Below are 13525 nucleotides of genomic sequence, written 5' to 3'. Positions count from 1 at the left end.
CTGAAGTGCCCGACCTGCCTGCCTATACTGGATGCGCCGGCCCTCCGTTCCCCACTGCGGGCCGACGTCTGGAGGGCAATATGGCACGCAAATTTATCGATTGCCGCGAGTTCCCGAGCGAAACCAACTGCACGGTTGCGATGAGCGCCGACAGCGAAGACGAACTGCTGGAAGCCGCGGTCCAGCATGCGGTGGCGGTGCACAAGCATCAGGACACCCCTGAGCTGCGCAGCCAGTTGAAGTCATTGTTCAAGGAAGGCACGCCGCCGGCCTGAAGCCGGCAAGGCTGGCGCCCGGGGGCGCCGGCTCACTCCCCTCGTGCCCCGGGGTTCATTCGCAGCCCCTGATACAGCACTTTCGCCTGCCCGAATACCCCTGTCCCCCGTCATGGCGCATCATTGACGCAGCGCTATATACAGACTTATATTGCGCCTTACAGCCCACCCGCCTGGCCGCACTGCACCAACCGCAGCGAGACAGGGCCGCTTCCCGAGGATGCCGATGTCCGCTTTCCGCTTCCGCCCGCGCGGCTTGCTGCCCCGCGTGCTGGCCACTGGCGCCGCCGCGCTGGCGCTGGCCGCCCCGCCCGCCTTCGGCGCCGACCTGGTGGTGTCCGCCGCCGCCAGCCTGACCAACGCGTTCAAGGCGCTGGCCGAGTCGTACCAGCGCGCCCATCCCGGTACGCAGGTGGTGTTGAACTTTGGCGCCTCCGACGTGCTGATGCAGCAGATCGTCAAGGGTGCGCCGGCCGACGTGTTCGCCTCGGCCGACCAGGAAGCGATGAACAAGGCCGAGGCCGGGAAGGTGATCGCCCCCGCCTCGCGCCGCAACTTCGCCGCCAACCAGGTGGTGCTGATCGTTCCCGCCGACAGCAAGCTGGCGATCGGCTCGCTGCAGGACCTGACGCGGCCCGAGGTCAGGCGCATCGCCTACGGCAACCCGGCGTCGGTGCCGGTGGGCCGCTATACGCGCGGCGCGCTGGAAGCGGCCGGGCTGTGGGACGCGGTGGCCGCCAAGGGCGTGCCCGCGCAGAACGTGCGCCAGAGCCTGGACTACGTGGCGCGCGGCGAGGTCGAGGCCGGCTTCGTCTTCGCCACCGACGCCGCGGTGATGCCGGACAAGGTCAGGGTCGCGGTACGCGTGCCCAGCCGCACGCCGGTGACCTATCCGATCGCCGTGACCAGCCAGTCGCGCCAGCAGAAGGAAGCGGCGCAGTTCGTCGACTATGTCGCCTCGCCCGAGGGGCAGGCGATCCTGTCGCGCCACGGCTTCCAGAAGCCCTGACGCAGCGCTGCCCGCATCATGGACGCCGTCTGGGTACCGCTGCTGCTGTCGCTGAAGGTGGCGGGCTGGGCCACCGCGCTGAACGCCGTGCTCGGCGTGGGCGCGGCATGGGCGCTGGCACGCTGGCGCTCGCCCATGCGCGACGTGGTCGATGCGGTGCTGACGCTGCCGCTGGTGCTGCCGCCCACGGTGCTGGGCTACTACCTGCTGGTGCTGGTGGGGCGCCGCGGCGTGTTCGGCGAGTGGCTGGCGCGGCTCGGTATCGAGCTGGTCTTCACCTGGCAGGGCGCGGTGCTGGCATCGACCATCGTCGCCTTCCCGCTGGTGCTGAAGTCCGCGCGCGCCGCGTTCGAAGGCGTCGACCACCAGCTTGAAAACGCCGCGCGCGTGCTGGGCGTGCCCGAGACCGGCATCTTCTTCCGCGTGACGCTGCCACTTGCCGCGCGCGGCATCATTGCCGGCGTGCTGCTCGCCTTTGCGCGCGCGCTGGGCGAGTTCGGCGCGACGCTGATGATCGCCGGCAACCTGCCCGGGCGCACGCAGACGCTGTCGGTTGCCATCTATGAAGCCGTACAGGCCGGCGACGACAACACCGCCAACCTGCTGGTGCTGGTGACCTCGGTCACTTGCGTGCTGCTGCTGGTGGTCGCGGGCCGGCTGGTGCCGGCGGCCGCGCGCAATCCCGCCCATCTCTACGAACGCCGGCGCCTGCGCCCGCGCATCCTTCGCTGAGCCCCGCCATGAGCATGCACGTCAGCATCCGCAAGCAGATGGTCTCGGCCGACCGGCATTTCGCGCTGGATATCGATTTCGATTCGGCCAGCCGGCGCATCGCGTTGTTCGGGCCGTCCGGCGCGGGCAAGAGCCTGACGCTGCGCGCCATCGCCGGCCTGCTCGCGCCCGACAGCGGCCGCATCGTGCTGAACGGGCGCACGTTGTTCGACGCCGAGGCCGGCGTCGACATACGCCCGCAGGATCGGCGCGTGGCCTACCTGTTCCAGGAATACGCGCTGTTCCCGCACCTGACCGTGGGCCAGAACGTCGCCTTCGGCCTGTCGCGCGGCTGGCGCAATCCACGCCGCGGCGCGATGCATCCGGAGGCGCAGCGCTGGATCGATGCCTTCGGGCTGGCCGATATCGTGGGCAACTATCCCGCCGAAATCTCCGGCGGCCAGAAGCAGCGCGTGGCGCTGGCGCGCGCGCTGGTGGCGCAGCCCGATATCGTGCTGCTGGACGAACCGTTCTCAGCGCTCGATCCCGCGCTGCGCGCGCGCATGCGCGCCGAGCTGCGTGCGCTGCAGGCCAGCCTCGATGTGCCCATGCTGGTGATTTCGCACGACCCCGCCGACGTGGAGGCACTGGGCGACCACGTGCTGGAAATCCGCGAGGGCCGCATCTTCGGCAGCGGCACCAGCCGCCAGCACCCGCCGGTCTACGCGCCGGTGTCGGCGCGCGTGGCCTGAGCGCGCAGCAGGTCGACGTAGGCGCCTTCGATCAGGTTCGACGCGGGAATCCCCAGGCGCGCCAGCAGCGCATGCGCCTCGGCCACGCCGTCTGCCACGCTTTCCTCGTCGGCCAGCACTACTTCCAGCTCCAGGAAATCGCCCAGCGCCTCGACCCGGTCCAGGTGCACACGCGTGCGGCCGGCCAGGTACAGCGTGCGCAGCTTGCGCACGCGCCCGCCCTCGCCATGCGCCGCAGCCAGCGCGGCGCGCAGTGTATCGGGCGAGCGCGTCGGCGACAGGATGTAGAAGCTCTCCCTGGGCCCGGCCCCGTCGGCGCGCGCATAGAAGATCAGTTCGCCATGGTCGGGGGCGAACTCGCGCAGCTTGAGCCGGCCGTTCGCGCAGGGAAAGAAGGTATCGTCCTGGCGGATAGATTCCGGCCCGCTGTCCGCGACCGCTGCCGCATGCGGCAACACGGCTTCGATGCTATCGATGCGAGCCTTGATCTCGACATTCCGTGGCATTGCGTCTCTCCATAGAATCAGCCCAGCGGCAGCCGCGCGGCAATCACCCACATGGTGATCCCGATCACCACTTCCAGCACCTGCCAGGCGCGCGGGCGCGCCGCGTTCGAACGCCACGCCGCGACGAAACTGCGCGCGCCATACCATACCAGGAAAGCCGCGCCGCCCTAGCGCATCGCCGTATCGAGCCACGGCAGCGTGCGGATGATCACCGCGAAGCCGGACACGCCCAGCAAGATCAACAGCGCATCTGACAGCGCGCAGACCAGGCAGACCCAGAACACATGCTCGCGCCGCAACCCTTGTCGCAGTACGAAGGCATTGTGGGAACCGATGGCAAGGATCAGGGACAGGACGAGGGAAAAGCCGGCCAGCGCGGCATGCATTGGTTGTGGTGCGGCTGTTTTTTGGGGGGCCATTATTGCATGCGCCTCCAGCAAGACCACTGCCCTTTGCGCTTCCCAGTGGGTGCTCCCTCTCCCGCTTGCGGGAGAGGGGAGCAAAACCACAGTGGGAGATGCGCCGAGGTATATCGCCGCCTACCCCACCACCCCCAGAATCACACTGGACGCCTTGAACACCGCCACCGCCGGCACCCCTACCGCGAGCCCCAACGCCTCCACACTTCCATTGGTCACGATCGCCGCAATCGTGCCCCCGCCATCCAGCTCGATCACCACCTCGGCATTCACCGCCCCCGGCATCACGCGCGACACCACGCCCGGCAACTGATTGCGCGCCGACAGCCGCATCCCCGGATCCGGCAACCCCACCAGCACCGAAGACGCCTTGATCAGGGCAAACGCTTCCACGCCAGCGGCCAGTTCCAGCGTCTCGACGCTTTCGTGCGTAATGGTGGCGACGATGCGCTGCCCGCCGGGCAATTCCAGCACGACCTCGTCATTGACGGCGCCGCCGCGCACGCTGGCCACACGCCCGAACAGCTTGTTGCGCGCACTGGTCTTGATCATCATTCGCCTCATCAGGTGGATATCGTCGGCCGCGCCCTCGCCCAGCCGCGACAGCTGCGCGACAAAGCGCTTGTGCTCGTCCTCGAGTGCGCGATAGGTGCGGATCAGCTGCTCGCCACGCTCGGTCAGGCGCGTGCCGCCGCCGCCCTTGCCGCCGGCGGCGCGCACCACCAGCGCTTCGCCGGCGCTGTTGTTCATGGCGTCGATGGCATCCCAGGCGGCCTTGTAGCTGATGCCGACCGCGCGCGCGGCCGCGGTGATCGAGCCGTGCTCGCCGATGGCGGCCAGCAGCGCAATGCGGTCCTTGCCGCCCCAGTCTTGCGAGCCGGAGCGGAACCAGATGGCTCCCTGGAGTTCGAGCATGGGTGCGGAGGGGGCGCCGGCAAGCGCCGCGAAGAGGTCGGAAACGCGGCTATGGTAATCCGATTCCGGGCCACTGCGGCCAACACGCAGGAAGGCAGCGTCAGTCGGCGAGATAGTGCCCGCGCAGTTGCGCGACATCGACCTGCAGCGCGTCGCACAGGTAGCGGTCGACGCTGCCCCACTCGCGCTCGATCGCCTGCATCGAGGCCTCGAGGTAGCTGGCGCGGACTTCCAGCAGCGGCGTCATTACTTCCGCGCTCACGCCGAACTGCGCCATGCGCGCCAGCGCCGCCTGGTTGAACTGCGCATTGCGCCGGTTCGATTCCAGGTAGTTGACGAGGATATCGTCCTGCGCCACGCCCAGCGCCGCCAGCAACAGCAGCGAGGCGAAGCCGGTGCGGTCCTTGCCCGCGGTGCAGTGGAACAGCAGCGTCTTTCCGCCTTGTGCGGTCTGCATGAAGCCGCCAAAGGCCGCGCGGTAGCGTACCGGGAAATCGCGGTAAACCTCCAGCATGAAGGCGTCCATCTGGGCCGGCGTGCTGGCGCGCAGGCGCGGCATCAGCACATCCATCGCCATGTTGCCTTCAAGCACCGGCACCGCGACCCAGTGGAAGCGCTGGCCGAAGCCGGCCTCGTCTGGCGATTTCTCGCCGGGCGAGCGGAAGTCCACCACCATGTCGAGGCCGAGCGCATGCAGCCGTTCAAGGTCCGCCGCGCTGGCCAGTGCCGGGTTGCCGCTGCGGTACAGCCGGCCGTGGCGCACGCGCCGCCCGGCCGCGCCAATCAGGCCGCCGAGATCGCGTGCGTTGCTGATGGTGTCGAAGATAAGCTCGTTCCGGCTGGCTGTGCCGTCCCCGCCACCGGCGGCCGCCGCCGGCGCCGGCGGCACGACCGCATGGGCGTGCAGGCATGCGGCCCGTTGAAGCCATTGGATCATTGTTGTTTCCTGACGTTCTTGTCGATGCGGGCGCCTGCATCAGCGGCGCCCGTGCACTGCAACTTCTGTCTCCGGCTTCGATTATTTCAGATCGCCGGCGCGCGCGCATCACCCTGCCGGGCGGCAACGTGCCGCACGCAACCTTGATTCCGCTGATGGCTGCGGATTTTGGACCAGCGCGGCCGCCGCACTGGCAAAATACGCGCCATGAAAAGCCTTTGGTCCGCCTTCATCAGGTTGCTGCTGCTCGCCGTGGTCGGCGGTGCGCTGCTTGCCACCATTGCCATCCTCGCCCTCGACCGGCAGTTGCCATCGCTCGACGCATTGGCGGATTTCCGCCGCACGCCTGACTACGTTTCCCTCTCGCGCTACCCGCGCGACCTGATCGATGCCGTGGTGGCGATCGAGGACGAGCGCTTCTATGTGCATGACGGGATCGACTACATCGGCGTGCTCCGCGCGGGGCTGGCGAACCTGTCTGACGACCTCTCGCAGGGGGCGTCGACGATCACCATGCAGGTGGCGCGCAATTTCTACCTGTCGCGGGACAAGACCTATACCCGCAAGCTGTACGAGGTGCTGCTGTCGTACCGGATCGAGAAAGCGTTCAGCAAGGACGAGATTCTCGAGCTGTACATGAACAAGATCTACCTCGGACAAGGGGCTTATGGATTTGCCGATGCGGCGCGGACCTACTTCGGCAAATCGCTGAACCAGCTATCGCTGGCGGAATGCGCGATGCTGGCCGGGTTGCCCAAGGCGCCTTCGGCGAACAACCCGGTTGCCAACCCGCGGCGGGCGCGGCAGCGGCAGGCTTATATCCTGCGGCGGATGCTGGAGCTGGGAAGGATTTCGCATCCGGAATATGACGGGGCGTTGCTGGAGCCTTTGCGGTTGAAGTGATGCGGCGGGCCCAGGGTCTGGGCCGTGCGGAACGATTCATTGCCGGGCAGACCCAAACCATGACGGGCCATGCCATCGCAGGGGCCCGCCTGGTGGCGGGAAGCTCACGTTGCATGGTCCATTCGCGGGACCCTGTCCCGACAGGAGGGCCGACATGAATGCAGAGTCAACACTTACCCCCGCCACTGAACTGGCGCAACGCAATCCCGTCCACTTCCCCAATGAAAGTGCCGAATACCGCAAGGCGCGCAATGCGCTGCTGGTGGAGGAGATCGAGCTGCGGCGGCATATCGAGCGCGTGGCCGCGCAACGCCGCAAGCTGCCCCCCGGCGGCGAGGTGACCAAGAACTATATCTTCCAGGGCGAACACGGGCCGGTCACGCTGGCCGAGCTGTTCGGCGACAAGGACACGCTGGTGGTCTACAGCTATATGTTCGGCCCGCAGCGCGAACGGCCCTGCCCGATGTGCACGTCGATCATGGCATCGTGGGACCACAAGGTCCCGGATATCGAGCAACGCGTGGCGCTGGCGATGATCGCGCGCTCGCCGGTCGATCGCCTGGTGGCGGCGAAGAAAGAACGCGGCTGGACCAGGCTGAAGGTCTACGCGGACGTCGACGGCCAGTTCACCCGCGACTATGTCAGTCCGGAGGATGCCGACGTACCGGGTTACTCCGTCTTTACGCGCCGGGACGGCAAGATCCGCCATTTCTGGAGCAGCGAGATGTATGCCCTCACGACGGACCCGGGACAGGATCCGCGCGGCGCGCCGGACCTGGATCCGCTATGGACCTTGCTCGACACCACGCCGGAAGGCCGCGGCACCGACTGGTACCCTGAACTGGAATACAGCAAGTAGCGTTACCTGGTGCCGACCGGGGCTTCTATTCCAGCAACGCACGATGCCGGCCCAGCGCCTCCTGCACGATCTCCAGCAGGCCGCTGCCGGCGTCGTCGTCCACATGCCCGAGCAACGCGCGCCGCATCCGCGGCTCCCAGAACCGCTTGATATGCCCGGCGATATCCGAGATGGCTTCCTCGCGGTCCGGCATCGCCTCGAAGAAGCTGCCGATCTGGTTGGCCATGGTGATCAGGTTGTCGACGTTCATGCCAGGCTCGTCTCGTGTTGCAGGCGTTGGGGGTGGGCATAGACCACGTGCGCACCCGCGCGCACGAAGCCGGCCAGCGTGATATTGGCCTGTTCGGCCAGCCGCACGGCCAGCGCGGTGGGGGCGGACACGGCCGCCAGCAAGCCGGCGCCGATGGCAGCGGTCTTCAGCACCATTTCATAGCTCGCACGGCTGGTGACCAGCACCGCGCCGCCGGCGGTATCCTCGCCGCTGCGCGCAAGCGCACCGGCCAGCTTGTCCAGCGCGTTGTGGCGGCCGACGTCCTCGCGCACCAGCGACACATGGCCATCGGCGCGCAGCCATGCGGCGGCATGCGTGGCGCCGGTGTGGCGCTGCAGTTGCTGGCGCAGCTGCAGTTGCACGAAAGCGGACTGGATCACATCGGTGTGGAAGCTCGCATCGCTGCGCACCGGCGCCGGCATCCGCATCACCTGCTCCAGCGATTCGGTCCCGCACAAGCCGCAGCCGGTACGCCCGGCCAGTGAACGGCGCCGGTCCTTCAGCCGCATGAATGCCTCCGAGGCGATCTCGAGCTGCACCGCGATGCCATGCTCGCGCGTATCGATGTCGATGCCATAGACTTCGCGCGCGCTGCCGACGATGCCCTCGCTCAGGCTGAAGCCCAATGCGAAATCCTCCAGGTCCGCCGGCGTCGCCAGCATCACTGCGTGCGAAATGCCGTTGTATTCCAGCGCGACCGGCACTTCCTCGGCGACTTCGTCGGGACTCAGCATCAGTTCGCCCTGGCGCCAGCGATTGACGGCAAAGGTGCTGTGGGTGGCCGGTACGGCGTCTTCCTGCGCGGAAGGATCGACTTCCTGTGACTGCATGCAGCGCATCATGATGCGGCCCTCCGCTCAGTTCGCCGCCGCTTGCGCCGGATCGGCGCTGGCCGCCTCCAGCAACTGCAACTGCTGCGTATTGAAGTCGTGGTACTGCCGCTGCCACGCCGACGGCTGCGCCACCGGCATCACCTGCACCGCGGTGACTTTGTATTCCGGGCAGTTGGTGGCCCAGTCCGAGTTGTCGGTGGTGATCACGTTGGCGCCGGATTCCGGGAAATGGAAGGTGGTGTAGACCACGCCCGGGTGCATGCGCTCGCTGACGATGGCGCGCAGCACGGTGTCGCCGGCACGGCTTTGCACGCCGACCCAGTCGCCGTCCTTGATGCCGCGCTCCTCCGCATCGTGCGGATGGATCTCGAGCCGGTCCTCGGCGTGCCAGTGCACGTTGTCGGTCCGGCGCGTCTGCGCGCCGACGTTGTACTGCGACAGGATGCGGCCGGTGGTCAGGATCAGCGGGAAGGCGCGCGTGATCTTCTCGGTGGTGGGCACGTACTTGGTGATGATGAACTTGCCCTTGCCGCGCACGAAGGCATCGATGTGCATGGTCGGCGTGCCTTCCGGGGCCTCGGCGTTGCATGGCCACTGGATGCTGCCCAGCTCGTCCAGGCGCTTGTAGCTGACACCCGCGAAGGTCGGCGTCAGGCGCGCGATCTCGTCCATGATCTCGGACGGATGGTTGTAGTCCATCGGGTAGCCCAGCGCGTTGGCCAGCAGGATGGTCGCCTCCCAGTCGGCATAGCGCGCCTTGGGCGGCATCACCTTGCGCACGCGCGAAATGCGGCGCTCGGCGTTGGTGAAGGTGCCGTCCTTCTCCAGGAACGACGACCCCGGCAGGAACACGTGCGCGTACTTGGCGGTCTCGTTCAGGAAGATGTCCTGCACCACGATGCATTCCATCGACGACAGCGCTTCGGACACGTGCTGCGTGTTCGGGTCGGACTGGACGATATCCTCGCCCTGGCAGTACAGGCCCTTGAAGCTGCCGGCCAGCGCGGCTTCGAACATATTGGGGATGCGCAGGCCCGGCTCGGGGCTGATCTCGACATTCCACGCGGCTTCGAACAGCCCGCGCGTGGTCGAGTCCGATACATGGCGATAGCCCGGCAGCTCATGCGGGAACGAGCCGATATCGCACGAGCCCTGCACGTTGTTCTGCCCGCGCAGCGGATTCACGCCCACGCCTTCGCGGCCGATATTGCCGGTGGCCATGGCCAGGTTGGCGATGCCCATCACGGTAGTGGAACCCTGCGCATGCTCGGTCACGCCCAGGCCGTAGTAGATCGCGGCATTGCCGCCGGTGGCGTACAGGCGCGCGGCGCCGCGCAGTTGTTCGGCCGGGATGCCGGTGACTTCGGCCATCGCCTCGGGCGAGTTCTCCGGCAGCGAGACAAAGTCGCGCCATTGCTGGAACGCGCGATCCTCGCAGCGCTCGGCGATAAAGGCTTCGTTGAGCAGGCCTTCGGTGACGATCACGTGGGCCAGCGACGTCACCAGCGCGACGTTGGTGCCCGGGCGCAGCTGGAGGTGATAGTCGGCGCGGATGTGCGGGGAATCGACCAGGTCGATGCGGCGCGGATCGACCACGATCAGCTTCGCGCCGGCGCGCAGACGCTTTTTCATGCGCGAGGCGAACACCGGGTGGCCGTCGGTCGGGTTGGCGCCGATCACCATGATCACGTCGGCCTTCTCGACCGACTTGAAGGTCTGCGTGCCGGCCGATTCGCCCAGCGTCTGCTTCAGGCCGTAGCCGGTCGGCGAGTGGCACACGCGCGCGCAGGTGTCGACGTTGTTGTTGCCGAAGGCGGCGCGCACCAGCTTCTGGACCAGGTAGCCCTCTTCGTTGGTGCAGCGCGACGACACGATGCCGCCGATCGAATCCTTGCCGTGCTCGGCCTGGATGCGCCTGAACTGCGATGCGGCGTAGTCGATCGCCTCTTCCCACGACACCTCGCGCCACGGGTCGGTGATCTTCGCGCGGATCATCGGCTTGAGGATGCGGTCCTTGTGCGTGGCATAGCCCCAGGCAAAGCGGCCCTTGACGCAGGCGTGGCCTTCGTTGGCCTTGCCGTCCTTGTACGGCACCATGCGCACCACCTCGTTGCCCTTCATCTCGGCCTTGAACGAGCAGCCCACGCCGCAGTAGGCGCAGGTGGTCACGGTGCTGTGCGAGGCCTGGCCCAGCTTGATGACGGAGGTCTCGGTCAGCGTCGCGGTCGGGCAGGCCTGTACGCAGGCGCCGCACGACACGCAGTCGGATTCCATGAAGGACTGGCTGGTGCCAGGCGACACGCGCGAATCGAAGCCGCGTCCGCTGATGGTCAGCGCGAAGGTGCCCTGCGTTTCCTCGCAGGCGCGCACGCAGCGGTTGCAGACGATGCACTTGGATGGATCGTAGGTGAAGTAAGGATTGGATTCGTCCTTCTTCATCTGCGTGTGCGTGGCGATCGGTTTCGCTTCGGGGCCGCCATCGTTGTAGCGCACCTCGCGCAAACCCACCACGCCGGCCATGTCCTGCAGCTCGCAGTTGCCGTTGGTCGGGCAGGTCAGGCAGTCCAGCGGGTGATCCGAGATATAGAGCTCCATCACGCCGCGGCGCAGGTCGGCCAGCTTGTCGCTCTGGGTCTTCACCTTCATGCCGGCTTCGACCGGCGTGGTGCACGATGCCGGATAGCCGCGGCGCCCTTCGATCTCGACCAGGCACAGGCGGCACGAGCCGAAGGATTTGAGGCTGTCAGTGGCGCACAGCTTGGGCACGGCGATCTGGGCTTCCATCGCGGCACGCATCACCGAGGTGCCGACGGGCACGGTGACGCTGACGCCGTCGACCTCCAGCGTGACCAGTTCGGTGGATTCGCTGGCGGGGGTGCCGAAGTCGATTTCGTTGCGGGCGTTCATGACGTGTGTCTCCCGTGTCTTGGGGCTCAGGCGGCCTTGGCCGGGTTAGGGGCGAGGCCGAAGTCCTCGGGGAATTCATTGAGCGCGGACAGCACCGGGTACGGCGTCATGCCGCCCATCGCGCATAGCGAACCGTTGAGCATGGTGTCGCACAGGTCGCGCACCAGCGCCACGTGTTTTACCGGTTGCTCGCCGGCGATGATGCGGTCCATCACCTCGACGCCGCGGGTCGAGCCGATCCGGCACGGCGTGCATTTGCCGCAGGATTCGATGGCGCAGAACTCCATCGCGTAGCGCGCCTGCTTTGCCATGTCGACGGTCTCGTCGAACACCACGATGCCGCCGTGGCCGACCACGCCGCCGAACGCGGCATAGGCCTCGTAGTCCAGCGGCACGTCGAAGCGCGACTCGGGCAGATAGGCGCCCAGCGGCCCGCCCACCTGCACCGCGCGGATGGCGCGGCCGCTGCGCGTGCCGCCGCCGTAGTCGACCAGCAGCTCGCGCAACGTGACGCCGAACGCCTTCTCGACCAGTCCGCCTTGTTTGATATTCCCCGCGAGCTGGAACGGCAGCGTGCCGCGCGAACGGCCCATGCCGTAGTCGCGGTAGTACTGCGCGCCGCGCGCCAGGATCACCGGCACCGTGGCCAGCGAGATCACGTTGTTGATCACGGTGGGCTTGCCGAACAGTCCTTCCAGCGCCGGCAGCGGCGGCTTGGCGCGCACCACGCCGCGCCGGCCTTCCAGGCTTTCGAGCAGCGCGGTTTCCTCGCCGCAGACATAGGCGCCGGCGCCCTTGCGCACCTCCAGGTGGAAGCGCCTGCCGCTGCCGCGGATATCGTCACCGAGCCAGCCCGCCGCATTGGCGATGCCGATCGCGCTTTGCAACACCGCGATCGCATGCGGGTATTCGGAACGGCAATAGATATAGCCCTGCTCCGCGCCGACCGCGAGGCCGGCGATGGTCATGCCTTCGATCAGCATGAAGGGATCGTCTTCCATCACCATGCGGTCGGAGAACGTGCCCGAATCGCCTTCGTCGGCATTGCAGACGATGTACTTCACGGCCGACTGCGCGCCCAGCACGGTCTTCCACTTGATGCCGGTGGGGAACGCCGCACCGCCGCGGCCGCGCAGGCCGGAGTCGGTGACTTCCTGCACGATGTCGGCGGGCGCCATCGACAGCGCGCGCTCCAGCCCGGCAAAGCCCTCATGCGCGCGGTAGTCTTCCAGCGACAGCGGATCGGTGATGCCGATGCGCGCGAAGGTCAGGCGCTCCTGCTGCTTCAGGAACGGGATCTCCTCGGTCAGTCCGTGCGCCAGCGCATGCGCGCCGCCTTGCAGCAGGCCGGCGTCGAACAGCGCCGGCACATCCGCCGCGCTGACCGGGCCATAGGCCACGCGGCCGGCATCGGTCTGCACCTCGACCAGCGGCTCCAGCCAGAACATGCCGCGCGAACCGTTGCGCACGATACGCACGTCGTTGCCGCGCGCCGCGGCTTCGCGGGCGATGGCGCGCGCTACGTCGTCGGCGCCGAGGGCCAGCGCGGTGGAGTCGCGCGGCACGAAGATGGTGGTGGCGCTCATGCCTGGCCCTCCGCGGTCTGGTTGGAGGCGTGCGCCTCGCGCAGCGACCGGAGCAGCGCATCGAAGCGCTTCGGATCCACATAGCCATGCAGTTGTTCGCCGACCATCACCGCCGGCCCGCACGCGCACTGGCCCAGGCAATAGACCGGCTCCAGCGTCACCTGTCCGTCGCCGCTGGTTTCATGGAAGCCGCAGCCGAGCGCGCGTTGCGCATGCTCGGCCAGCGCCTCGGCGCCGACCGCCTGGCAGGCTTCGGCGCGGCACACCTGCACCACGTGCCGCCCCGCCGGCTGCTGGCGGAAGTGGTGATAAAAGGTGATCACGCCATGCACTTCGGCGCGCGACAGGTTCAGCGCGCGGGCGATCACCGGAACGGCGTCATCGGGGATATAGCCCTGCGTGTCCTGGATCTCATGCAGGATCGGCAGCAAGGCGCCCGGCATGTGCTGGCGCGCCGCCACGATCGCCGCGATCGCAGGCGTGCGCGCAGCGTCGGCGGATGCCGTTGCGGTGGGGGCGGTTTCTGGCATGGCGTCTCCTGTGAGGGGTCGCACGGGGCTGGCGGTTTAGCCACTTACACCCGTATATATGCTATTTTTTTCCTATTTCCGGGCTCGCAGCGACGCTGTTTTGCCCGTTGAG

15 protein-coding genes are annotated in these 13525 nt (G+C 67.5%); 6 read left to right on the top strand and 9 right to left on the bottom strand.

Annotated elements, in window-relative coordinates; all coding sequences use genetic code 11:
* The first annotated feature begins 80 nt into the window (after nucleotides 1-80).
* The 4 genes from AB1I47_RS22860 to AB1I47_RS22845 all read left to right on the top strand — a co-directional run bounded on the left by AB1I47_RS22860 (nucleotide 81) and on the right by AB1I47_RS22845 (nucleotide 2747).
* Entirely contained in the window at nucleotides 81-275 is a 195-nt protein-coding gene (locus tag AB1I47_RS22860) for a DUF1059 domain-containing protein (protein ID WP_354685994.1), read from the top strand.
* Between the two features lie 226 nt (nucleotides 276-501).
* Nucleotides 502-1284 (top strand): molybdate ABC transporter substrate-binding protein, encoded by a 783-nt coding sequence (gene modA / locus AB1I47_RS22855; protein ID WP_354685993.1) that lies wholly within the window; start codon nucleotides 502-504, stop codon nucleotides 1282-1284.
* Nucleotides 1285-1302: 18 nt separating this feature from the next.
* A complete protein-coding gene (modB, locus tag AB1I47_RS22850) occupies nucleotides 1303-2016 on the top strand; it encodes a molybdate ABC transporter permease subunit (RefSeq protein WP_354685992.1) in 714 nt (237 codons plus the stop codon).
* An 8-nt stretch (nucleotides 2017-2024) separates the two neighbouring features.
* A complete protein-coding gene (locus AB1I47_RS22845; RefSeq protein WP_354685991.1) occupies nucleotides 2025-2747 on the top strand; it encodes an ATP-binding cassette domain-containing protein in 723 nt (240 codons plus the stop codon).
* Here AB1I47_RS22845 and AB1I47_RS22840 read toward each other — a convergent pair.
* From AB1I47_RS22840 to AB1I47_RS22825, 4 genes are all read right to left on the bottom strand, one after another.
* Nucleotides 2717-3253, bottom strand: a complete 537-nt coding sequence (locus tag AB1I47_RS22840) for a class IV adenylate cyclase (RefSeq protein WP_354685990.1) — start codon at nucleotides 3251-3253, stop codon at nucleotides 2717-2719. The genes AB1I47_RS22845 and AB1I47_RS22840 overlap by 31 nt on opposite strands.
* A 167-nt stretch (nucleotides 3254-3420) precedes the next feature.
* A complete protein-coding gene (locus AB1I47_RS33865) occupies nucleotides 3421-3639 on the bottom strand; it encodes a LysE/ArgO family amino acid transporter (protein WP_407935886.1) in 219 nt (72 codons plus the stop codon).
* Between the two features lie 153 nt (nucleotides 3640-3792).
* Entirely contained in the window at nucleotides 3793-4587 is a 795-nt protein-coding gene (locus tag AB1I47_RS22830; RefSeq protein WP_354685989.1) for a TOBE domain-containing protein, read from the bottom strand.
* Nucleotides 4588-4687: 100 nt separating this feature from the next.
* Nucleotides 4688-5524, bottom strand: coding sequence for a tyrosine-protein phosphatase (locus tag AB1I47_RS22825; RefSeq protein ID WP_354685988.1), 837 nt, complete (start codon nucleotides 5522-5524; stop codon nucleotides 4688-4690).
* A 207-nt stretch (nucleotides 5525-5731) separates the two neighbouring features.
* Here AB1I47_RS22825 and AB1I47_RS22820 point away from each other — a divergent pair, with 207 nt between their 5' ends.
* Both AB1I47_RS22820 and AB1I47_RS22815 read left to right on the top strand, forming a co-directional pair.
* Nucleotides 5732-6427 carry a transglycosylase domain-containing protein gene (locus AB1I47_RS22820; protein WP_354685987.1) on the top strand — a complete coding sequence of 232 codons (696 nt, stop codon included), beginning with the start codon at nucleotides 5732-5734 and terminating at the stop codon, nucleotides 6425-6427.
* Between the two features lie 154 nt (nucleotides 6428-6581).
* Nucleotides 6582-7286 carry a DUF899 domain-containing protein gene (locus tag AB1I47_RS22815; RefSeq protein ID WP_354685986.1) on the top strand — a complete coding sequence of 235 codons (705 nt, stop codon included), beginning with the start codon at nucleotides 6582-6584 and terminating at the stop codon, nucleotides 7284-7286.
* A 25-nt stretch (nucleotides 7287-7311) separates the two neighbouring features.
* On the opposite strand, the gene AB1I47_RS22810 is transcribed toward AB1I47_RS22815, so the two are convergent.
* From AB1I47_RS22810 to AB1I47_RS22790, 5 genes are read right to left on the bottom strand one after another with little or no spacing between them, the layout of a single operon-like run.
* On the bottom strand, nucleotides 7312-7536 hold the full coding sequence (locus AB1I47_RS22810) for a formate dehydrogenase subunit delta (RefSeq protein WP_354685985.1): 225 nt from the start codon (nucleotides 7534-7536) through the stop codon (nucleotides 7312-7314).
* A complete protein-coding gene (gene fdhD, locus AB1I47_RS22805; RefSeq protein WP_354685984.1) occupies nucleotides 7533-8399 on the bottom strand; it encodes a formate dehydrogenase accessory sulfurtransferase FdhD in 867 nt (288 codons plus the stop codon). The genes AB1I47_RS22810 and fdhD overlap by 4 nt, the downstream gene beginning before the upstream one ends.
* Before the next feature lie 15 nt (nucleotides 8400-8414).
* The gene (gene fdhF, locus AB1I47_RS22800; RefSeq protein ID WP_354685983.1) at nucleotides 8415-11297 is read right to left on the bottom strand and encodes a formate dehydrogenase subunit alpha; all 2883 of its coding nucleotides are present in this window, start codon (nucleotides 11295-11297) and stop codon (nucleotides 8415-8417) included.
* Between the two features lie 26 nt (nucleotides 11298-11323).
* Entirely contained in the window at nucleotides 11324-12883 is a 1560-nt protein-coding gene (locus AB1I47_RS22795) for a formate dehydrogenase beta subunit (protein ID WP_354685982.1), read from the bottom strand.
* The gene (locus AB1I47_RS22790; protein ID WP_354685981.1) at nucleotides 12880-13413 is read right to left on the bottom strand and encodes a formate dehydrogenase subunit gamma; all 534 of its coding nucleotides are present in this window, start codon (nucleotides 13411-13413) and stop codon (nucleotides 12880-12882) included. The genes AB1I47_RS22795 and AB1I47_RS22790 overlap by 4 nt, the downstream gene beginning before the upstream one ends.
* Between the last annotated feature and the right edge of the window lie 112 nt (nucleotides 13414-13525).

It is taken from the genome of Cupriavidus necator (assembly GCF_040578825.1).
GTDB classification, from domain to species: Bacteria; Pseudomonadota; Gammaproteobacteria; order Burkholderiales; family Burkholderiaceae; genus Cupriavidus; species Cupriavidus necator_E.
This window is presented reverse-complemented; position numbering and strand designations above follow the sequence as displayed.